At 60.9% G+C, this 21983-nt stretch carries 20 protein-coding genes; 9 read left to right on the forward strand and 11 right to left on the reverse strand.

The genetic code is table 11. The features are described from left to right. Positions 1-31: 31 nt before the first annotated feature. The 3 genes from ACR0MO_RS02490 to ACR0MO_RS02500 form a co-directional block, all read right to left on the reverse strand. Positions 32-1240 (reverse strand): multidrug effflux MFS transporter, encoded by a 1209-nt coding sequence (locus ACR0MO_RS02490; protein WP_170450279.1) that lies wholly within the window; start codon positions 1238-1240, stop codon positions 32-34. Positions 1241-1315: 75 nt separating this feature from the next. Continuing rightward, a complete protein-coding gene (locus ACR0MO_RS02495) occupies positions 1316-1975 on the reverse strand; it encodes a DsbA family oxidoreductase (RefSeq protein WP_170450281.1) in 660 nt (219 codons plus the stop codon). Further along, positions 1972-3489: a class I adenylate-forming enzyme family protein gene (locus ACR0MO_RS02500; RefSeq protein WP_170450283.1), complete on the reverse strand. Its 1518-nt coding sequence runs from the start codon at positions 3487-3489 to the stop codon at positions 1972-1974. The genes ACR0MO_RS02495 and ACR0MO_RS02500 overlap by 4 nt, the downstream gene beginning before the upstream one ends. Before the next feature lie 64 nt (positions 3490-3553). Between ACR0MO_RS02500 and ACR0MO_RS02505 the strand changes: the two genes are divergently transcribed. Beyond that, complete coding sequence (locus ACR0MO_RS02505; RefSeq protein ID WP_170450285.1) at positions 3554-4177, forward strand: XRE family transcriptional regulator; 624 nt, start codon at positions 3554-3556, stop codon at positions 4175-4177. Here ACR0MO_RS02505 and ACR0MO_RS02510 read toward each other — a convergent pair. Continuing rightward, entirely contained in the window at positions 4166-4405 is a 240-nt protein-coding gene (locus ACR0MO_RS02510; RefSeq protein ID WP_170450287.1) for an SPASM domain-containing protein, read from the reverse strand. The genes ACR0MO_RS02505 and ACR0MO_RS02510 overlap by 12 nt on opposite strands. 527 nt (positions 4406-4932) lie before the next feature. Beyond that, positions 4933-6747, reverse strand: coding sequence for an extracellular solute-binding protein (locus ACR0MO_RS02515; RefSeq protein ID WP_480889535.1), 1815 nt, complete (start codon positions 6745-6747; stop codon positions 4933-4935). Between ACR0MO_RS02515 and ACR0MO_RS02520 the strand changes: the two genes are divergently transcribed. The 3 genes from ACR0MO_RS02520 (at position 6692) to ACR0MO_RS02530 (ending at position 8910) form a co-directional block, all read left to right on the forward strand. Then, positions 6692-6910, forward strand: a complete 219-nt coding sequence (locus ACR0MO_RS02520) for a hypothetical protein (protein ID WP_480626285.1) — start codon at positions 6692-6694, stop codon at positions 6908-6910. The genes ACR0MO_RS02515 and ACR0MO_RS02520 overlap by 56 nt on opposite strands. Positions 6911-7046: 136 nt before the next feature. Continuing rightward, a complete protein-coding gene (locus ACR0MO_RS02525; RefSeq protein WP_170518922.1) occupies positions 7047-7820 on the forward strand; it encodes a 3-hydroxybutyrate dehydrogenase in 774 nt (257 codons plus the stop codon). A gap of 64 nt (positions 7821-7884) precedes the next feature. Further along, complete coding sequence (locus tag ACR0MO_RS02530; RefSeq protein ID WP_480889538.1) at positions 7885-8910, forward strand: patatin-like phospholipase family protein; 1026 nt, start codon at positions 7885-7887, stop codon at positions 8908-8910. Here the strand turns inward: ACR0MO_RS02530 and ACR0MO_RS02535 are convergent, their stop codons facing one another. The 3 genes from ACR0MO_RS02535 to ACR0MO_RS02545 form a co-directional block, all read right to left on the reverse strand. Next, on the reverse strand, positions 8911-9588 hold the full coding sequence (locus ACR0MO_RS02535; protein WP_170450295.1) for a DUF502 domain-containing protein: 678 nt from the start codon (positions 9586-9588) through the stop codon (positions 8911-8913). It lies immediately after the preceding gene. A gap of 64 nt (positions 9589-9652) precedes the next feature. Continuing rightward, positions 9653-10564: a pseudouridine-5'-phosphate glycosidase gene (locus ACR0MO_RS02540; protein WP_480889541.1), complete on the reverse strand. Its 912-nt coding sequence runs from the start codon at positions 10562-10564 to the stop codon at positions 9653-9655. Continuing rightward, a complete protein-coding gene (locus ACR0MO_RS02545; RefSeq protein ID WP_170621872.1) occupies positions 10561-11454 on the reverse strand; it encodes a PfkB family carbohydrate kinase in 894 nt (297 codons plus the stop codon). Before ACR0MO_RS02545 ends, ACR0MO_RS02540 begins: the two co-directional genes overlap by 4 nt. A 163-nt stretch (positions 11455-11617) precedes the next feature. On the opposite strand from ACR0MO_RS02545, the gene ACR0MO_RS02550 reads away from it, so the two are divergent. Next, positions 11618-12721 carry a HupE/UreJ family protein gene (locus ACR0MO_RS02550; RefSeq protein ID WP_480580970.1) on the forward strand — a complete coding sequence of 368 codons (1104 nt, stop codon included), beginning with the start codon at positions 11618-11620 and terminating at the stop codon, positions 12719-12721. Here ACR0MO_RS02550 and ACR0MO_RS02555 read toward each other — a convergent pair. Beyond that, complete coding sequence (locus tag ACR0MO_RS02555) at positions 12714-13337, reverse strand: thiamine phosphate synthase (protein WP_170629638.1); 624 nt, start codon at positions 13335-13337, stop codon at positions 12714-12716. The two genes, ACR0MO_RS02550 and ACR0MO_RS02555, sit on opposite strands and share 8 nt — an antisense overlap. 162 nt (positions 13338-13499) lie before the next feature. Here ACR0MO_RS02555 and ACR0MO_RS02560 point away from each other — a divergent pair, with 162 nt between their 5' ends. From ACR0MO_RS02560 to ACR0MO_RS02575, 4 genes are all read left to right on the forward strand, one after another. Then, positions 13500-14243, forward strand: a complete 744-nt coding sequence (locus ACR0MO_RS02560) for an RNA methyltransferase (RefSeq protein WP_480580972.1) — start codon at positions 13500-13502, stop codon at positions 14241-14243. A gap of 62 nt (positions 14244-14305) precedes the next feature. Beyond that, complete coding sequence (gene ctaA, locus ACR0MO_RS02565; RefSeq protein ID WP_480580974.1) at positions 14306-15451, forward strand: heme A synthase; 1146 nt, start codon at positions 14306-14308, stop codon at positions 15449-15451. A 5-nt stretch (positions 15452-15456) separates the two neighbouring features. Beyond that, positions 15457-16926: a carboxypeptidase M32 gene (locus tag ACR0MO_RS02570; RefSeq protein WP_170450308.1), complete on the forward strand. Its 1470-nt coding sequence runs from the start codon at positions 15457-15459 to the stop codon at positions 16924-16926. A 94-nt stretch (positions 16927-17020) separates the two neighbouring features. Then, entirely contained in the window at positions 17021-18286 is a 1266-nt protein-coding gene (locus tag ACR0MO_RS02575) for a DsbA family protein (RefSeq protein ID WP_170450310.1), read from the forward strand. Here ACR0MO_RS02575 and trhA read toward each other — a convergent pair. Both trhA and gyrA read right to left on the reverse strand, forming a co-directional pair. Then, positions 18283-18945 carry a PAQR family membrane homeostasis protein TrhA gene (gene trhA, locus ACR0MO_RS02580; RefSeq protein ID WP_170450312.1) on the reverse strand — a complete coding sequence of 221 codons (663 nt, stop codon included), beginning with the start codon at positions 18943-18945 and terminating at the stop codon, positions 18283-18285. The genes ACR0MO_RS02575 and trhA overlap by 4 nt on opposite strands. Before the next feature lie 133 nt (positions 18946-19078). After that, positions 19079-21772, reverse strand: coding sequence for a DNA gyrase subunit A (gene gyrA, locus ACR0MO_RS02585; RefSeq protein ID WP_480890872.1), 2694 nt, complete (start codon positions 21770-21772; stop codon positions 19079-19081). Between the last annotated feature and the right edge of the window lie 211 nt (positions 21773-21983).

Raw genomic sequence — 21983 nt, forward strand, 5'->3', positions numbered from 1 at the left:
GGTTAGCGCGTTTCACGGGATCTGCACAGGGTCAGGCGGGCAGGCGGTTTTCGATCCGGCCCATGTGAACCATCAGACCAAAGGCGACGATGCACATGGTCAGGATGCCCGTTGACAAAGGCGTGATCGAGCCATCGAACAGCAGCCCCACAGGCGCTGCGATGCCAGCGGCCAGCACCGTGGCAACCGATCCGATGACTGATGCGGCCATGCCTGCAATATGTCCCATCGGCTCCATCGCGATGGCGTTCAGGTTGCCCAGCGTGACGCCCGCCATGAAGAAAATCGTGGTTTGCCACACCACAAACAGCGCGAATGAGGCGTTGGGCGACATTGGCAGAGCGTTCAGCGTAATCACCACGGCGGTGATCAGAATCTGGCCCCCCAGCGCCCATGTGACCATGCGGCGCATCCCAACCCGCACCACGAGGGCCGCGTTCAGCAGACTGGCCGAGCCCGAGATCAGGGCCACAAACCCAAACCAGAACGGAAAGCTGTCCGCCCGGTCATGCACCACGTCATAGACGGGCTGCACCATGGTCAGCATGGTGAACAGGATACCCATGCATAAGGTCTGAACCATGATCGACAGGCGCACCGTGGGATGGGCAAACATCTCTTTCGTGGCGGCAACCATCAGTGGCAGCCGGAAGGGGCGGCGGTTTTCCACTGGCAGAGACTCGGGCAGGCGGGTGCCCATCCATGTGACTGTAATCAGGGCAAACAGGATGAACGAGACAAAGATGCCGCGCCATCCGAACAGGGCGATCACGCCTGCGCCCATCATTGGCGCGGCTGCGGGCACCAGCGTAAAGATCATCATCGCAATCGAGATGATCCGCGCCATGATGCGCCCCGAATATAGATCTCGGATAATCGCCATCGCCACAACACGCGGACCCGCCGCGCCAAGGCCCTGAACCACGCGGGCCGCCAGAACCAGTTCCAGCGAGGAACTGGCCCAGGCCACGACCGAAGCCACGATATACAGCACAACGCCGCCGTAGATGACCGGCTTACGCCCAAAGGCATCCGACAAAGGGCCGGTGAAGAACGTCCCAATCCCCATGCCCAGCACAAAGGATGTCAGGATCAGCTGCGCGCGGTTGACGTCATCGGGGCTGAGCTGCGCGCCGATCTCGGGCAGGGCGGGCAGCATCGAGTCGATTGAAAAGGCGATGGTCGAGAACATCATTGCAATCAGCGCAATGAACTCCCCCCGGGACATGCGATTGGCCATGGGCACTCCTTACCTGTTCGCGCTATCACGGCAGATCAGGTTGCGCCAGACCGGAAATTTGCACAGACCTATGTGCTATTCTGCAGAGGAAGCCTCAAGTTGAGACATGATCTCGGCAATCACTTTTTCCCACATTTCAAGGGGTTGCGCGCCCGGAACGGCGTGTTGATTGGCAACGATATAGGTGGGCACCGAATTCACACCCATTTCGCGCGAATGGGTGTCGCGTTTGCGGATATCCTCGCGGTCGGCGTCTGATTTGAGAAGTTTCATGACCACGGCGGCGTCCATACCCGCGCTGTCGGCGATGTCCGAAAGAACCTCGGGGTCGCCAATGTCGCGCGCCTGAACGAAATAGGCGTCGAACAACGCATCGACGACGGCGTTCTGTTTGCCCTCGATCCCGGCCCAGTGGATCAGGCGGTGGGCGTCCAGCGTGTTGGGGGTGCGCTTCATCCCTTCGAAATCAATCGTCAGACCGGCGTTTTCGGCATGTTCGACCACAGGCGCATAGGCGCGCACCGCGCCTTCTTTGCTGCCGAACTTACGCTCAAGGTATTCGCGCCGATCCATGCCTTCATCCGGCATCTCGGGGTTCAGTTGGAACGGATGCCATTCGATGACAAAGGGATGATCCGGGACCTTGGCCAGCGCCTTGTCCAGATGGGTCTTGCCGATATAGCACCAGGGGCAGATCGGGTCGGACAGGATATCAAGCTTGACGGTCTGGGTCATTCGGTTGTCGCCTTGAAATAGGCCGGCAATGCGCGGCGCAGGAGTTTGCCGTTGCCGCCGGTCGGCAACTCGGGAAGGTGAACAAAGGCGCGCGGTTGTTTGTAGCGTGCCAGATTGGCTTGGACATAGGCGTGCAGGGCCGCGTCGTCCAGTCTTTGGGGGCCTGTGTAGAAGGCGGCGATCACAAATGTGTCTGGTTTGACCTCAACCGCAGCCGTGCCGACCTGGGTGATACCGGGATAGTGGGACAGCGCCGATTCAACCTCGACCGGCGAGACGCGATAGCCGCCTGCGTTCATCATGTCGTCGTCGCGGCCCAGATAGGTGATCTGCCCATCCACGGCCATTGCCCCCTGATCGCCGGTCAAGAACCACTCACCCTGCATCCGGTCCGCGACTTCGTCCGGGGCGTTCAGATAGGTCAACATCAGGCCGGGGTCCGAGCGATGGATGGCGATAGTGCCGTCCTGTCCCTGAGGGACTGGCCCGTCCGGTCCAAGGATCGCCACGCGGCGACCCGGCTGAGGTTGCCCCAGCGCCTCGCCGCGTGCCGGATGCGCCGGGCTGGACGAGATGAAGGTCGAGCATTCTGACATGCCATAGGCTTCATACAGCTCGGTCCCGGTGGTCGTTTGCCACTGCGCGTGCAAGGACCGCGACAGCTTTTCGCCCGCACACAGGGCGTGTCGCAGGTTAGGCAAATCGATCTTGTCGGCTGCTTGCAGCATCTTGCGAACCACACCCGGAGCGGCCGCAAAAATCGTCGCGCGGCTGTGGCGCAGAAGCTGGGGCAGTGCTGAGATGTCGGTGCCCGGCTCGGGGATCAGGGCGGTCGCGCCAATTGTCCAAGGGTCCATCAGGCCGGTGCCCAGCGTGTAGGTCCAGTTGAACGCCCCGGCATGGCACAGGCGGTCGTCCTGAGTCAGCCCGTACCAGCCGTCCACCATCATCTGCCGCGCCCAGATCGCCCGATGCGCATGGGCAACAGCGCGCGGCTTGCCCGAGGTGCCCGAGGTGTAGACCACATAGGCCAGTCGCTGGGGATCGCCCAGGTCGAACGTGGCGGGGGGCAGGTCGCGCATGGCGGTCAGCGCAGGCAGGTCGATCTGATGCGGATGCGGGGCGCAGGCCACGGACGGGTCTCGCAGGATGGCGGCGGGGCTCAGATCGGCGATCATGCGGGCCGTTTCCGGTTCGGTCAGTTGCGACGATGTTGGGACCGGTACGATCCCAACGGCAATCGCCCCAAGATAGGCGATAGGGAAATCCACCGTATTTCCCAAACGCATCAGTGCAATGTCACCGGGTTTCAACCCGGCCTGCAACAACCCGGTGCCCGTTCCCAGAATGGCGCGTTTCAGTCGGCTGTAGCTCCATTCATCCGTTCCGTTCTGGCCGAGGACGGACAGGGCGGTTTTGTCCGGCAACTGATCCGCCTTACGCAAAACATGTGCGGCCAGATTGAACGGTTCAGGGCAGGGGGCGGGCGGCCCCTGATCAAAGATCGACAACATGCTGTCTGGCTAGCGCGGCGCTTGTCGCGTTGCAAGCACGGCTGGCTGGTTCTATAGAAAGGCCATGAGCGACCAAGATCCCAAATCCCTAATCCGCATCGCCCGCGAGTCTGGCGTCGAGACTGAACTCGAGCCGCTGGATCTTGGCGCGCGGGTGCGCGAGCTGCGCAAGGCGCGCAACTGGACGCTGGAACAGGCGGCAACACAGGCGGGGCTGGCGCGCTCAACACTTAGCAAAATTGAAAACGGGCAGATGTCGCCCACCTATGACGCGTTGAAGAAACTGGCCACCGGGTTGGAAATTTCGGTTCCGCAGCTTTTCACCCCGCCGCAGCGGGATCAGGTGATCGGGCGGATGGCCGTCACGCGTATGGGCGACGGAACCGCGCATGCCACAGTGACATACGAGCACGAATTGCTGGCCGAGACACTGACCAAGAAGCAGATGCTGCCCTACCGCGCGCGCGTGCGGGCACGATCAATGGATGAGTTCGACGGCTGGGTGCGCCATGACGGGGAAGAGTTTCTATACGTGCTGACCGGCGTTGTTCGCCTGTATACCGAGTTCTACGAACCCGTCGAAATGCGCCGCGGCGACAGCGCTTATTACGATGGCAGTATGGGGCATAACGTGGTGTCTGTCAGCGACGAAGACGCAACGATCCTGTGGGTGACGTCACTTAACTAGATGAGCGTGGGACAGTTCGTGGTTCAGGCGTTCCGTGAACAGAAAATCCTCGACCTCTTCCCTGGCTTCGTTCACAGTCAGATGATGACGCTCGGCCAGGTAGGCCTCGAACTGTTCACGGTTGTTCCACACGCGATCCATGTCCTGATCCCTCAGGTTTGGAAATCGTCGTTTGGCACGGGCATAGGTCGCGCCCAGGTCCTGCGTCAGATCTGTCCAGTTCAACATGTGCGAGCTTCCCTTGGTTTGCTTAGGACTGCTCTCCCCCACAGACAGCCTACGTATGTGTTGGCGTGACCTCGGACATGACAAAATGTCGCAGTCTGATTTGGGGCAGTACCGAACAAAAATGCCCGCTGCGGACATCCCGCAACGGGCGATCGGACCTGCAGTTCAGTGTGAGTGGCGGCTGGTCCGTTTGTTCTGTGTCAGGACCTGAGCGACACGCGATAGGTGTCCGTAAAATAACAATTAAATCGCAGTGTGGATCTGATCTGACTAACTACAAGGTATATCGGTAAATTGCGCATAGTAAAGCGTTTTGAGGCGTCAATTTGATCTTTCGCTAAGATTTGTTGGTTGCGCGGAATATAGCCGAGGGCTTCGCGCAACATACCAGATTTGGGGGTTGGTCCCGCATGTGCCAATTTTTGCCGAACCCGGTCGATTGATCGCCGGATTGAACAGCCGGGGATTGATCTGCACCCGACATCCTTGGGTCAGTTAGCTGTCAGCAAAAGGATCACGCCGGACCGTTACTCTTCGTACCACCAGACTTCGGGCATGTACTGAGGGCCGTCGCCATAGATCGGAAGCGTCTCGGGGAACTTCAGCGCACTGACATGCGCGATGCGGCCGACATCAAAGCTCCAGATCGGGATAACATAGCGGCCGGCGGTCAGAACACGATCCAGCGCACGGGTGGCGGCGACGAAATCTTCGCGCGATTCCGAGGCCAGCATCGCGTCGATCATCCCGTCCACGGCGGGTGAGGCGACGCCCATCAGGTTGCGCGTGCCCGGCGTATCGGCGTTTTCACTGCCCCAATACAGGCGCTGCTCATTCCCCGGTGACAGGGACAAGGCGCGGCGGAACGGGGTCACGTCGAAATCCAACTCGGACGTGCGACCGGTATACTGTGCGCTGTCGACCTGTTCTGTCATGACCTGAATGCCCAAACGCTCCAACGCGCGGGCATAGATTTCGACGGCAGTTTCCATCTCGGCGTCGCCCTGTTGCAGCAAAACGGTCATGCGGAATGCCTCGCCGTTCTGGTTTTGCAACACGCCGCCCTGAATGGTCCATCCTGCCTCGGCCAGCAGTTTTGTCGCTTTGCGGATATTGGCGCGGTTGCGGGCCGAGCCATCCCCTTGGGGCAGCGCATAACCTTCCAGGGTGCCGGGGGTCAGGTCCGAGGCAAAAGGCTCCAGCAGCTCTTTGACCTTGCCGGTTGCCGGGCCGGGCTGCATAGCCAGATCCGAGCCCGAGAAATACGAGGTGATCCGGGGCTGCGCGCCACCGGTGATTGTGTCGTTGATGAATTCAAAGTTGAACGCCAGCGTCAGCGCCTCGCGCACGCGCCAGTCGTCAAAGGGGGCTTTGCGCGTGTTCATCACAAACCCGGTCATGCCCGAGGGCTTGCCGTGCGGGATTTCTGTCTTGATCACATCGCCGCGCTGGATGGCGGGGAAGTTGTACTGGGTGGCCCATTTGTCGGCATTGAACTCGCGGACGGCGGACAGTTCCCCGGCTTTGAACGCTTCGAACAGTACCGTGGCGTCGCCATAGAATTCGATCCGCATATCATCCAGGTTCATCGTGCCCCGGCGGAACGGGACATCGTTGCCCCAGTAATCTGGGTTCCGCTTCAGGTTGACGTATCGCCCGGCCTCATAGTCGTCGATCACATAGGGGCCGCTGCCGATTGGCACATCATGCAGTTGGGCGTCGGCAAAGCTGCGACCTTCCCACTGCGCCTTTTGCAGGATCGGACGCAGACCGGCGATCAGCGCAAGTTCCCGATTCGGTTCGTTAAAGGTGATCCGGACAGAACGCGGGCCGGTCTGTTCGATGCTGTCGATTTTTCCCCACAGACCGCGATAACGCAGATGCCCCTCGGTCCCGAGGGTCTGGTAGGACCAGATCACATCTTCGACAGTTACCGGGCTTCCGTCTGAAAATTCAGCCTCTTCCCGCAGTGTAAATTCGACCCAGGACCGGTCTGGTGCAGTCTCAACTGATTCGGCTAACAGCCCGTAAAGAGTGAAAGGTTCGTCCCAGGACCGGCCCATCAGGCTCTCATGCGTCCAAAATCTAAGCTGCCAGGGTGAGGTGCCTTTTTGCACAAACGGGTTCAAGCTGTTAAAGCCGCCCGTGTTCCCAAAAACGACCCTGCCACCTTTCGGCGCGTCCGGATTGGCGTAGGGCAGCGACACAAAATCCGGTGGTAGGGCCGGGTCGCCATACATAGCTATGCCATGGGCCGAATCTGCATGGGCGAAAGAGGTCGCCAAAATGCAGGCGATTCCCGCTGCGAATGGACGAAGAGGGCTTAGGAAATCCTGGCGCATTTTGGAAACAATCCTGCTCTGGCCTTATTTTGTTGGGGATCACCGTACCGATGATTTTTCTTATTTTCAAACTTTTAGCTTGGATGAAGGCACAGAATTGCTTATAAAGGTCTCACTGCTCGATAGGTTTCTTGCCTGTATGAAACCTGCCTCAATAACTTAACGCCCGCTTCGTGCGGGCGTTTTTTTTGGTCGGTTCGCGCGGTCTTGCCGCGGTGCTTTAGCGGCGTCTTTCCCCGTTTTCTTTGCAGGTGCAGCATGGCATGCTGTGCCCAATCTGATGCTAAGGGAGAACGGTCATGAGCCTGTCGGGCAAAACAGCAATCATTACAGGATCAAACTCGGGGATCGGGCTGGGCGTCGCGCGCGAACTGGCCAAGGCCGGGGCGGATGTGGTTCTGAACTCGTTCACCGACCGGGATGAAGATCACGCCTTGGCCGCCGAGATCGCCAAGCAGACCGGCACCAATGCGCGCTACATCAAGGCGGACATGTCGAAGGGTGATGAATGCCGGGCGCTGATCGAACAGGCCGGGACCTGCGATATTCTGGTGAACAACGCGGGTATTCAGCATGTGTCGCCAATCGATCAGTTTCCGGTCGAGAAATGGGATGCGATTATTGCGATCAACATGAACTCGGCCTTTCACACCACAGCGGCGGCCTTGCCAATGATGCGCGCAGCGGGCTGGGGGCGGATCGTCAATATCGCCTCGGCGCACGGGCTGACGGCGTCGCCCTTCAAGGCGGCTTATGTTGCGGCCAAGCATGGGGTTGTCGGGATGACCAAAACCGTAGCGCTGGAAACCGCGCAAGAGCCGATCACCTGCAATGCGATCTGTCCTGGTTACGTGCTGACTCCGCTGGTCGAGGCGCAGATTCCTGACACGATGAAGGAATACAACATGAGCCGCGAGGATGTGGTGAAGAACATTCTGCTGGAGCGGCAGCCGTCGAAAGAGTTCGCCACGGTTGAGCAATTGGGCGGAACCGTGCAGTTCCTGTGCTCGGACGCGGCGGCGCAGATCACCGGCACGACGATCTCGGTCGATGGGGGCTGGACGGCTTTGTGAGTTTTCATGGGGGCTCTGCCCCCATACCCCCGAGGTATTTTTGAACAGAAGAAGGGGCGGGGACTTGAAACAGATCAACCTGGCATTGCAGGGCGGTGGGGCGCATGGGGCGTTTACCTGGGGGGTGCTCGACCGGTTTCTGGATGAGGAAGATATTGAGGTTGCGGCGATCACCGGAACCTCAGCGGGGGCGCTGAACGGGGCGGCGTTCAAATCCGGCATGGTGCATTCGGGCCGAGACGGCGCGCGGGCGCGTTTGGATGAGCTTTGGAAGCGGATGGGGGCCGTGGGCGACATGCGGCTGGCCAACTGGTTTCGCGGGTTGGAGCCTGCGAGCATTGCGCAGGCCATGGAGTATTCGCTGCCGTACTCCATCGGCGACGCGTGGTCGCGGATGGTGTCGCCTTATGCCTACGGGCCGTTCTACACGAACCCGCTGGAACCCGTTGTGGACCGGTTCAGTTTCAAGGAAATCTGTGCCGATCAGGGGCCGCGCCTGTTTGTCTGCGCAACCTGCGTGCGCAGCGGCAAGATCCGGGTGTTCACCGGGGAGGAGATTTCAACCGATGCGATCCTCGCCTCGGCCTGTTTGCCGACGCTGTTCAAGGCGGTTGAGATTTACGACCCCGAGACGGAGCGGACCGAAGCCTATTGGGATGGGGGCTATACCGGCAACCCGGCCTTGTACCCGTTGTTTGGCGATGATTTGCCGGATGATGTGGTGATCGTGAACATCAACCCGCTGGAGCGCGATGAACTGCCAGTGACGCCGCAGCAAATTCAGAACCGGATCAATGAAATCAGCTTTAACTCATCCCTGTTCCGCGAGTTGCGGGCGATCAATTTCGTTCAGCGATTGCTGGAAGAGGGCAAGTTGAAGGCCGGAGAGATGAGCCGCGTTCTGGTTCATATGATTGCGGATAACGAGCTGATGAACAGCCTGTCGGTGGCCACCAAGACGGTGCCCAACCCGGTGATCCTGCATAAGCTGAAACAAGCGGGTCGTGACGCCGCAGACGGGTTCTTAAAGCGCCACAAATCGGACTTGGGCCAGAACAGTACGGTCGATCTGCCCGCGATGTTTGGCTGATCACTCGGGCGGCTGGGTCGGGTCTTTTTCGTTGGGATAGACCAGACCGGCCGAGATCACCAGTTTCGCGGCGTCTTCGATGCTCATGTCCAGCAGGATGACGTCTTCGGCCGGAAAGAACAGCAAAAAGCCCGAGGTCGGGTTGGGTGTGGTCGGGATAAACACGCTCAGCAAATCGCCGCCGGTTTCCGCGCGGGTGCTGACCTCTCCCTTCGCGGTCGTGGAGACAAAGCCGATGGCCCAGATGCCACGGCGCGGATATTGCACCAGGCAGGCTTTTTCAAAGGATCGCTCGGTCTGAGCAAAGACCGTTTCCGAGATCTGTTTGATGCCGGAATAGATCGACCGCACGATCGGCATCCGGTTCACCAGACTTTCGGTGAACGAGATGAAGGACCGGCCCAGAATACCCTTGGCCACCCAGCCGACCAGTACGGTGAACACCAGGAAGATGATAACGCCGACGCCGCGCAGGTTGATGCCCACATATTGCTCGGGCCGGAATTGCTGCGGCACCAGCGGCAGGACGGCGCTGTCGATCCAGCCGACAACGGACCAGATCAGCCAGACGGTCAACCAGACCGGAGCAATGACGACGATCCCCGTCAGGAACGATGCGCGCAGGCGCGAAAACAGGCCGGGGCGGCGGTGGGGTTCTTCGTCAAACGGTGTATTCATTACAGGTCCGGGTGATTTGCGGAATTAGTTAAGCAGTCCAACGCGCCCGTGCAATAGGGCGGAATTACACACCGTTTGCCAGCGCTTTAGCGATGTTCGCCGCCAATCGGGCGTTGTTGCGGACCAATGCGATATTGGCGGTCAGCGAGCGGCCCTGGGTCTTTTCAAAGATCCGTTGCAGCAGATAGGGCGTCACGGCTTTGCCGGTGATCCGGTGGGTTTCGGCATCGGCTTGCGCGGCGGCGATGATCGGGGCCAGCTCGTCAGCCGGGATCTGGTCGGCTGCGGGGATCGGGTTGGCGACCAGTTGGCCACCGGGCAAACCCAGCGCGCGGCGGGTGGCGTGGGCCTTGGCGATGGCCTCGGCACTGTCCATGCGCAGGGGTGCAGCGTAGGGCGACTTCGCGGACCAGAAGGCGGGGAATTCGTCCTGCCCATAGGCGATGACGGGGACCCCCAGCGTTTCCAGAACTTCCAGCGTTTTGGCCAGATCCAGAATGGCTTTGGCCCCTGCAGCCACCACTGTAACCGGTGTCTGGCCCAGTTCATGCAGGTCGGCGGAAATGTCGAACGAGGTTTCGGCACCCTGATGCACGCCGCCAATGCCACCGGTGGCAAACACCTCGATCCCCGCATACTGCGCGGCGATCATGGTGGCGGCGACGGTGGTGGCCCCGGTGCCCCCGGTTGCGATACAGGCGGCCATATCCGCGCGTGAGAGTTTGGCGACGCCCTGCGCCTGACCCAAAGATTGCAACTGATCGGGTTCCAGTCCGACATGCAGCACGCCTTCGATCACCGCCATGGTGGCCGGAACGGCCCCGGCGTCGCGGATGTCCTTTTCCACCTGGGCTGCGACCTCGACATTCTGCGGGTAGGGCATGCCATGGGTGATGATGGTGCTTTCCAGCGCCACGATGGGCTGGCCTGCGTCTTTGGCGGCGCGGACCTCGGCTGAGTAGTGGATGTTGATCACAGGGGAGTTTCTCCGGAAACGTAAGTTGCGGCGGCGTTCAGCGCGCGGGTCAGGGCCGTCTGTTCGTCGGCACCGCCCGCTTCTGAGGCGATATGGGCGGCCATGAAGGTGTCACCTGCGCCAGTGACGCGGGTTACCAGAACCGAGGGCGGGGTTTGGGTCAGAACACCCGACGACGAGCCGACGGTGGCCGAGTTGCCCCCGTCTGTCACCAGCACGCGCAGCGCGCCCCGGTCCAGAAGGCCCTTGGCGGCGGATTCGGAATCGGCAAACTCGCGCTGGCAGAGCAGACCGGCCTCTTCCAGATTGACATACAGCGTCGCGCGGGCGTGTTTCAGGAAGGGCAGCAGGCGCTCGGCCTTGCCGGGCGAGGCGGGGGCGACCCTCAGGTCGGCTTTGCCAAAGGCCGGGCTTTGCGCGATCTCTTCCAGCAGGTTCAGCGTCAGGTTGCCGTCCAGCGCAATCGGGCCTTCGAAGGGGGTGTTTTCGTATCCCAGCGGACCATGCATCAGGGGGCGCAGGATCTTGGCCCCTGCAGCCTCAAGCGAGTGTGCATCGGCAATGGCGGCGATCAACCCGTTGGCCCCTTCGACGGCCATATAGCGGTCGGTGGGCAGGTCCTGCGAGCGATAGATATGTTCAGTCACCATTCCCAGCCGTGCGCAGGAATTGACCAACTCGTCCCCCTCGGGGTCGCGGCCAATGGCGGTCAGCAGGGTCGGGGTCATGCCAAAGCGCACCAGCGTCATGGCGATGTTCATGGCAACGCCACCGGGCAGGCGGGTGATCCGGCCCGGCACGTCCGATCCCTGCCGCATGGCGCTGGCCGACCGCCCGATCACGTCCCACAGGACCGAACCGATACACAGGATGTCGCTGTTCTGAGTCATGCCGCTGTCATGCCGCAGCACCGGGGGCCTTGCAAGTCCGAACGTTAACGCCAACACAGATAAACCGCCTGTGCTGTGCGTTCAGGCTTGCGATCTGATGCGTTCGGCGGGAAACTCGGCCCGGTATGATTTGTGATTTGATTTCTATTGCAGAGCGTTGCGCATGAGCGGCTTTTTCCGCCTGATGATGGGTCTGATGCTGTTGGCGATGCCCGTCCAAGCCCAGACCCCGCCGCCGACGATTGTCGAGTTCTGGACCAAGGCAGACAGCCTGTTTCTTGAAATCACCCTGAACGCCGAGATGTTTCTGGCGGGGATTGATCCTGAAACCCATCCTGACCTGACCGACAATGCTGGCTACCGGGCGCTACGCCAAAGGGTCTCGTCCGAGTTGGAGCCCGAGGTCCGCGCGTTTGTCACCGACTGGAAGGCGCGCTTGCAGGTTGAGGCCGGTGGCCCGGTCGTTCTGGCCTATGAAGGGGTGCGCATTCCCGTTGTCGGCGATACCGCCAACCCCCGGGTTTCAAGGCTGTTGCTGACAGCGCCCTTGCCGAATGGGGCGTCCAATTTGCGCCTGACATGGCCTGCGGGTCATGGGCCGGTTGTTTTGAAACAGCAACAGGTGGCCGCCCCTTACACCGGTTATCTCATGGCCGGAGAATCCAGTCCTTCGATCCCATTGCAAGGCGGCGCGGCCCTCAGCCCTGAACAGGCGGTGCAGGTGTTCTTCCCCAAAGGGTTTTCGCGTATCGTGCCCAACGGTTTGCAAGAGATCGCGCTGGTTCTGGCCTTGGTTTTTCTGTCCCTGACACTGCGCGCAGTAATCGCCCAGATGGTGTTCCTGTCGATCGGATTGGTCTTCGGACTGGCGCTTTCGGTTTACGGAGCGTTGGGGCTGTCACCATTTGTAGCCTCTATCGCCCTCACATCCGCCATCGTCATTCTGGGGCTCTGGAACCTGATCCTGAGGCGTCTTCACGTCTTTCGATTACTGGCGGTTTTTGCTGCCGGTTTGCTTCTGGGCAACGTGCTCAGCGCCTCCGTGATCGCGATTGGCGTGCCGCCCGATCACCTGCCACCCGCCATCCTGGGATTTGCCGGGGGTGCGGTGGCTGCACTCAGCGCGGTTGCGGCGGCAGGCTATGCCGGTGCTGCCCTGATCTCTGGCGGGTCGCATCGGATGCGAGGCCGGGTATCGGTTCTGGCCTCGATCCTGATTGCGGGTGTCGGGGTCTATTGGATGGTCGCGCCGTGGATGCTTAGCTAGGCATGTGGGCCAATAGCGCGTTCAGCGCGGCCAACGGATCCTCGGCTGACCAGATTTCATCGCCGATGCCGAAGAAATCGGTGCAGGGCGACAGGTCGCGGATCAGGTCGGGGGTCAGGCCGCCCTCGGCCACAACGGGAACTTCGATCATCTCGGACCACCACTGGAACAGGTCCCTTTCAGCCAGCGTACCATCGCCCAACGACGACGTGCCGACCGGGCCAAAGGCGACGTAATCGACGCCAGCCTCGCCAGCGGTCATTCCGTCATGGCTGGACGCCCCGCAGAAACTGCCGACAATCGCGTCCGCGCCCAGTTCCTTGCGGGCCGCACGCACGGACCGGGCGGCATCATCCAGATGTACCCCGTCCAGCCCCAGCCGTTGCGCCAGCAGCACGTGGTTCGAGATTACGATGGCCACGTCGCGCGCATGGGCCACCTCGCGGCAGGCATCGGCAGCGCGGGCGATGGTGTCCTCGTCATTGCCGGCCAGCGCCAGACGAATGCACGCGATCTCGGCCCCGTCCAGCACCCGCGCCAACTGGTCCGGATAGGTGCTGAGCGTGATGGTCGGCGGTGTGATCAGATAAATCTGCGGCTGCTCGGGGGTGTCCATTGGCGCGTCCTTCGCTTTCAGTCTTTGGCGCGGTTTAGCGGATTGCGGCGGGGAAGCAAACTTTTAAGCCTGCCGAGCGGGTATTTGGGAACAGAAGAAGAGGATCGGGTTGCTCTGTCAAAGCTGGCGGATTAGAGCGGGCGGAGTTTTTCGGAGACAGCCATGCCCAGCGATACATCCCAGCCTTCCTTCGTGCTTGTGCGCCCGCAGATGGGTGAAAACATCGGCGCCGCCGCGCGGGCGATGTGGAATTTCGGGCTGGACCGGATGCGGATCGTGGCCCCGCGCGACGGGTGGCCGAACCCCAAGGCGGTGGCGATGTCCAGCGGGGCGGGGCGGCTGCTGGACGAGGCGCAGCTGTTCGATGATCTGGCAGGCGCGCTGGCCGACAGTACATTCGTATTCGCCACCACGGCGCGGCAGCGCGGGTTGACCAAACCGGTCTACAGCCCGGAACGCGCCATGCAGGTCGCGGCCCAGAAGGTGGCGGCGGGTGAAAAGGTCACCGTTTTGTTCGGCCCCGAACGGGCAGGGCTTGAGAATGAAGATATCGCCAAGGCAAACGCCATCATCTCGGTGCCGGTGAACCCGGAATATGCCTCGCTGAACCTTGGGCAATGTGTCTTGCTGACCGCTTATGAGTGGATGCGCCAGACCGGCGATGTGGTGCATGAAGCCACCGATTTGGGCAAGGGCGACTGGGCCACCGGCATCGAGGTCGAGAAACTGGTCGAGCACTACGAAGATCGGCTGGAAGAGGCCGGGTTCTTCTATCCGCCCGAAAAGGCCGACGGCATGAAGACCAACCTGCGCAACCTTTGGTCGCGGATGCGCATGACGCGGGCCGATGTGCAGATGTTGCACGGGATCATGCGGCAGATGGTCCGTTGGAAAGATAAGGGCTGAGGCTGGACCTCGCCCGTCAGTGGCCCTAGCTTGCGACGAAATCCAGGACACATGAGGACAGCATGAGCGCCAAGCGCAGCATCTTCGAAGACGTCTCAGACAGCGAAAAACAACAAGCCGTGCAGCCGGGTATGATCGACAAGGGACGCGGTGGCGCGCGCAAGGCGATCCGCGCCTGGCTGATGATCCTGTTCGCCTTGGTCGTTGTAATGATCGCCGTGGGCGGGTTGACCCGTTTGACCGACAGCGGCTTGTCGATCACCGAGTGGCGTCCGATCACCGGGGCGATCCCGCCGATGACCGAGGCCGACTGGCAGGCGGAATTCGACAAATACAAGCAGATCGACCAGTGGCGCATCCAGAACCAGTGGATGCAACTGAGCGATTTTCAGTTCATCTATTGGTGGGAGTGGGGCCATCGACAGTTGGGTCGCCTGATTGGTCTGGTCTGGGCGCTTGGCTTCTTCGGCTTCCTTGTCGCCCGCAAAATCCCGACCGGCTGGACCGGCAAGTTGCTGATCCCCGGCGCTTTGGGTGGTGTTCAGGGCGCGGTCGGCTGGTGGATGGTCGCCTCGGGCGTCACGCAGGGTGAGGGGATGACCGCCGTCGCCAGCTATCGCCTAGCGGTGCATCTGGGACTGGCCTTTGTGATCCTGGGCTTCCTGGCCTGGTACATCTTTGAACTTGGGCGCGAGGAACGCGACCTGATGCAGGCCCGCCGCGCGAAAGAGGCGAAACTGTTCTCGCTGTCGACCGGCCTGCTGCATTTCACCTTTTTGCAAATACTCATTGGCGCGCTGGTCGCCGGGATCGATGCCGGGCGGTCTTTCACCGATTGGCCGCTGATCGGCGGGCAGCTTCTGCCACCGGATGCAACCGCAATAGACCCCCTGTGGCGCAATTTCTTTGAAAGCCCCGGATTGGTGCAGTTCATCCATCGCTGCGCCGGGTATCTGCTGTTCATCTTCGCGATCATCGTCTGGCGGCGCGGCCAGACCAGTGCGCATCCGCAAACCCGGTTCGCCTTCAACGCGGCCTTTGCGGCGCTGTCGCTACAGGTCGTGGTTGGTGTCATCACCGTGCTGTATGCCGCGCCATGGCAGATCGCGATCTTCCACCAGTTCATGGCCGTCGTGGTCTGGACTCTGATCCTGCGCGCCCGCTTCCTGAGCGGCTATCCCATTGCAACTTCAATTCGTGGAGCCTGAGCCCGATGACTGCCTTTGACGACCTGATGGCCTTTCAACGCGAAACCTCGGCCCTTGGGCAGATCGCTGGCCGCCTGGGCTGGGATCAGGAAACGGTGATGCCGCGCGGGGCCGCGCCCCAACGGGCCGAGGAAATGGCCGCGATCGAGGCGGTTCTTCATGCCCGACGGTCCGACCCGCGTGTGGCCGAATGGCTGGAGCAAGCCGAAGCTTTGGACACGGCAGGTCAGGCACAACTGCGCGAAATCCGCCGGTCTTATGAGCGTACCGTCAAAGTGCCCGCCGATCTGGCGAAAGCCATCGCCCGCGTCACTTCGGCAGCGCAGGGAAAATGGGCACAGGCGCGCGCGGATGAGGACGTGTCGGCCTTCCTTCCGGTTCTGGAAGAGGTCGTGGCCCTGAAACGCGAAGAAGGTGCGGCGCTCGCGCAGGGCGGAGACATCTACGACGCGATGGTCGAGGATTACGAGCCTTACACAACCGGCGCGCAGATCGCGGCGATTTTCGATCAGATGCGCCCGCGTCTGGTGGCGCTGCGCGCGGCAGTTCTGGACAAGCCCGCGCCGCAGGCGCTGGCCGGTACGTTTGACGAGGCGGCCCAGATGCGCCTATCGCAGACCCTTGCGCTGGCGTTTGGATACGACCTGAACCGGGGCAGGGTGGACAAGGCCGTACACCCGTTCAGCTCGGGCAGCGGATCGGATGTGCGGATCACCACACGCACCAGCAAAACGGACCCGTTCAACTGCTTCTACTCGACCATTCATGAGGTCGGCCACGCCGCCTACGAGCAAGGGATCGACCCGGCCTATGCGCTGACCCCATTGGGAAGCGGCGTGTCGATGGGCGTGCATGAAAGCCAAAGCCGGATCTATGAAAACCAGCTTGGCCGGTCGCGTGCGTTTACCGGATGGCTCTACACCCAAATGCGCGATGCGTTCGGGGATTTCGGGATTGCGGATGCCGATACCTTCTACGCCACGGTGAACCGCGTCCATAACGGCTATATCCGCACCGAAGCGGATGAGGTGCAGTACAACCTGCACATCATGCTGCGCTTCGACCTGGAGCGCGCGCTGATGGCCGGAGACCTTCAGGTCAACGATCTGGAAGCTGCCTGGAATGACCGCTTCAAGGCCGATTTCGGTTATGCCGTCGACAAACCTTCGAACGGCTGCCTGCAGGACGTCCATTGGTCGGTTGGCCTGTTCGGTTATTTCCCGACCTACTCGCTGGGCAACGTTTATGCCGGGTGCCTGTATCAGGCCCTGCGCAACGCGGTGCCGGGGCTGGATGGTCAACTGGCCGAAGGGGACACCTCGGGCGCGACCACTTGGCTGCGCGAAAACGTACAACAATTCGGGGGGCTTTTCGCCCCGCGCGAGATCATACAGCGCGCCAGTGGGGTCGAACCGGGGCCGGAGCCCTTGTTGGCTTATCTGGAACAGAAATTCGTGGCGCTGTACGGGCTTTGACGATCTGCCGTCACGTTGTTGTGTGACAGCGTGGCGTTTGGCGCTGTGGTGCGTAAACTGGACATGTCCAAGCCACTTTGATCGCCGGTTCTGCATGAAAACACAGATTAAATCCCACTTGGCTGCCGCCATAACCAGCGGCAATCTGCAATCGGCACGCAGAGGCATGGCAGAGCTTCGGCGCAAGCTGCGTGGTGCAGATCATGAGGCGCATTATTTTCATGATGTCGCCGATCCCTATTGCTATCTGACCGCGCAGATCCTGCCCGAATTTCAGGAGCGCTATCGCGTTAAACTGTGCATTCATTTGATCTCTGGCCCACATTCGGATGCGATCCCCGCGCCCATGGAACATAGGCAAAACGCCCTGATGGATGCAGGGCGTCTGGCCCGCCGGATCGGGCTGGATGCGCCGCAGGAACCGGCGGCAAAGAAGGTGGAAACCGCAAAGCGGCTTCTTGCAGATGCTTTAGGAAAACCTGACGCCGCAGAACGCCTGCGTGCTATCACCGCAGGCGTTTGGGGCAGGGAGACTATGCCCGACGACGGTGGCGTGGATCCCGGGCAGGCGATGGAGGTCGGCGACCAAAAACTCGCCGCGATGGGACATTACTTGGGTGGAACGTTTTACTATGGCGGCGAATGGTATTGGGGCGTTGATCGGCTGCACTATCTGGAGGACCGGCTTGCGCAGCTAAAGCTACGTCAGGGAGATGCTTCGGTAGAGCCCTTGAAAGAAAATGCGCAGCCGCCGAACGTTCAGGGCAGTATGGAGCTGGAGTTCTTTTTCTCATTCCGCAGCCCATATTCCTATCTGGCTTTTGACCGCGTTGTTGATCTTGCCAACCGCTATAACGCTCGCCTGATCCTGCGCCCCGTTCTGCCGATGCTGATGCGGGGGCTGCCGGTACCCAAGCTCAAGTCCGGCTACATCCTTGGCGATTGTGCGCGGGAAGCGCGCAGAATGAAGATTCCGTTTGGTCGAATTTGTGATCCTTTGGGGTCTGGCGTCGAACGCGGGTACGCCTTGTTTGACTACGCCGAGGATCATGATCGGTTGGCGACCTACTGCTCGACCTTCATGCGTCTGGTCTGGTCCGAGGGAGTGGACGCAGCCTCCGACAAGGGTATGGCGCGAATTGCGGGCGCCAGTGGTCTTGATTGGGGGGCCGCGCGTCAGGCTCTGGCCACTCAAACATGGCGCGACCGGGTTGAGAAAAACCAAAGCAGACTGCAAGAGATTGGTCTGTGGGGCGTTCCCAGTTTCTACGTAGCCGGTCAGGCGATTTGGGGGCAGGATCGGTTATGGGCTGTCGAGGATTTGCTGAGGGCTCAACGGTCGGGCACGGGTGGAAGCTAAACCACCTGAACCAATTCGATCCGCGCGGCAACGGCGGCAAAGAACAGGACGCTGCCGACCAGAACAAACACATGCCAGATCGTGTTGTGGAACGGCAACCAATCCAGCAGGTAGAATGCGACGCCCGCGGTGTAGACCAGCCCTCCGGCGATCATCAGGGTGATGACTGTGGGCGATAGTTCGGCCAGCATCGATTGACCGGCCCAGACGGCGGCCCAGCCCATGAGCAAATAAAGCGCCAATCCGAACCAGCGGAATCGGTTCGGGTCGAACATCTTCAGCGCCGATCCCAGGGTTGCCGAAAACCAAAGCCCGATCAGCAGCCCCGTTGGTTGCGTACCCGACAACAGCAGGAACGGCGTGTAGGTGCCAGCGATTTTGACGTAAATACCCGAATGGTCGAGGCGGCGCAGGAACGCGCTCCAATCGTCGTGTTCGATCATGTTGTAAAGCGCTGAGAAGGTCAGCATCAAAACCAGCGTCACGCCATAGATCGACGCGCCCAGAACGGCCACTGGGTCCGATCGGTAGTAGATCGTCAGGATGATCAGCATCGGCACGGCGATCAGGGCGGACGACACGCCAAGCACATGGATCACACCATCGCTTACGCGCTCGGCGCGGCTGTAGGCGGGGCGGATATGGGCAAAGGACCACATGTTAAGAAAGCTAGGCCTCGGATTGGCCTCGGGCAAGCGCGCCAAACGGGCGCTTGCCGATAACGTGATCCAGAACGGCAAAACGCCCGCAAGAACGGGCGCTTTGTTTCATAAGTGTTGGAAAATGTGAGGGTTACTCCTCGGTTTCCTCATCCCCTTGGTCTGCAATCCAGGCGACCGAGACAACCTCTTCCCCCTTGCCGGTGTTGAATACCCGCACGCCACCCGCGCTGCGCGAGCGGAAGGAAATGCCATCGACCGGAACCCGGATCGATTGGCCCTTGGAGGTCGCCAGCATGATCTGATCGTCGATTTCGACCGGGAAGGACGCCACCAGTTCGCCGCCGCGCATAGCCTTGTCCATCGCCGCCACGCCCATGCCGCCACGTCCACGCACCGGGTAGTCGTGGCTGGAGCTCAGCTTGCCTGCGCCGCCGGTGGTGATGGTCAGGATCAGGTTCTCGGCCGCCGACATCTCGGCATAGCGTTCCTGCGTGATCACGCCGGGGGCTGCTTCGTCCTCATCGGTCTCGCCATCGTCCGCGATACCCGCCACGGCGCGGCGCATCTTGAGGTAAGCGGCGCGTTCATCCGGGTCAGCCTCGAAATGGCGGATTACGGACATCGAGACCACGCGGTCACCATTGGTCAGCTTGATACCACGCACACCGGTAGATTCGCGCGAGTTGAAGACCCGCACATCGGTGGTGCGGAAGCGGATCGCGCGGCCCGAATTGGTGACCAGCATCACGTCTTCATCTTCCGAACAGATGCGCGCGTTTACCAGTTCCACATCCTCTGGCAGTTTCATCGCGATCTTGCCGTTGCGGCGGACATTGGTGAAGTCCGACAGACGGTTGCGGCGTACGTCTCCGGCGCTGGTGGCAAAGACGATTTGCAGGTTTTCCCATTCCTCATCCGGCACATCCACCGGCATGATCGCCGCGATGGAAACCCCGGTCGGGATCGGCAGGATGTTGACGATCGCCTTGCCCTTACCTGTCCGGCTGGACTGCGGCAGACGCCAGGTCTTGAGCTTGTAGACCATGCCTTCGGTGGTGAAGAACAGCAGCTGCGTATGGGTGTTCGCCACGAAGAGGTTGGTGACCACATCCTCTTCCTTGGTCTGCATCCCCGACAGGCCCTTGCCGCCACGCTTTTGCGCGCGGAAATCGGCCAGCGGCGTGCGCTTGATGTAACCGCCCGAGGTGACGGTGACGACCATATCCTCACGCTCGATCAGGTCCTCATCTTCCATATCGCCGGACCAGTCGACAATCTCGGTGCGGCGGGGTACGGCGAATTGCTCACGCACACTGCGCAGCTCATCACCGATGATCGACATAATGCGCTCGCGCGAGGACAGAATATCCAGGTATTCCTTGATCTTGGCGGCCAGTTCTTCCAGCTCGTCCGTGACCTCTTTGACGCCCAGTTGGGTCAGGCGCTGCAGGCGCAGGTCGAGGATGGCGCGGGCCTGAACTTCGGTCAGGTTATAGGTGCCGTCGTCGTTCATCTTGGACAGAGGATCGTCGATCAGGCGCAGATAGCCTTCGATCTCGGAGGCTGGCCAACGGCGGGTCATCAGTTTTTCGCGCGCCTCGGCGGCATCAGCCGACGAGCGGATGGTGGCGACCACTTCATCCACGTTTGACACAGCCACAGCCAGACCACACAGGATATGGCTGCGTTCCCGCGCCTTGCGCAGGTCGTAGGCGGTGCGGCGGGCGACAACATCCTCGCGGAAGTCGATGAACGAGGTCAGGAACCGGCGCAGGGTCAGTTGCTCGGGGCGGCCACCGTTCAGGGCCAGCATGTTGCAGCCGAACGAGGTCTGCATTGGTGAAAAGCGGTAAAGCTGGTTCAGCACCACCTCTGGTGTTGCATCGCGCTTCAGCTCGACCACGACGCGCACGCCGTTGCGGTCGGATTCGTCCTGAACGTGGGCCACGCCTTCGATCCGCTTCTCGCGCACGGCCTCGGCGATCTTTTCGATCATCGCGGCCTTGTTCACCTGATAGGGGATTTCGTCCACGATGATGGCATAGCGATCCTTGCGGATTTCCTCGGTGCGGGTCTTGGCGCGGATGATGACGCTGCCGCGCCCCTCAAGATATGCCTTGCGGGCACCGGACCGGCCCAGCATCACGCCGCCAGTCGGAAAATCGGGGCCGGGGACGTATTCGATCAGTTGCTCGGATGTCAGGTCCGGATCGTCGATCAGCGCCAGCGTGGCATCGACCACCTCGCCCAGGTTATGCGGCGGGATGTTGGTTGCCATACCCACGGCGATACCACCGGCACCATTGACCAGCATGTTGGGGAAACGGGCGGGCAGGACGGTTGGTTCGCGGTCCTTGCCGTCATAGTTGTCCTGAAAATCGACCGTCTCTTTTTCGATATCGGCCAGCAGCGAGGCGGCGGGCTTGTCCATCCGTACCTCGGTATAACGCATCGCCGCCGGGTTATCGCCGTCCATCGAGCCAAAGTTGCCCTGACCGTCCAGCAGCGGCAAAGACATCGAGAAATCCTGCGCCATCCGCACCAGCGCGTCATAGATAGCTGAGTCCCCGTGGGGGTGGTATTTACCCATCACATCGCCCACCGGGCGGGCCGATTTGCGATATGCCTTGTCATGGGTGTTCCCGGTTTCGTGCATGGCGTATAAAATCCGCCGATGCACCGGTTTCAGCCCGTCGCGCAGATCGGGGATCGCGCGGGAAACGATGACCGACATGGCATAGTCCAGATAGGACGTGCGCATCTCGGATTCGATAGAGACCGTCGGGCCGTCATACACTGGGCGCTCGGGCGGGGTTTCGTCCATGTTTTCAGGGATTTCTGGCGTATCGCTCACGTAAACTGCTCGTCCTTAGTGCAGACTCTATATTTTGTGGTTACATCCTATCAGACCCGGCACATAAGGTGCAAGCAAGCAACGAATCTTGCCCCGAAATCCCGAAGTAACACTCAAGTAACATCTTGTTATCTAAGTATTAGGCAGTTTCGGTGTTACTCTGAAGAGACCTTGCACGGAA

The sequence above is a fragment of the Ruegeria sp. K5 genome (assembly GCF_056531805.1).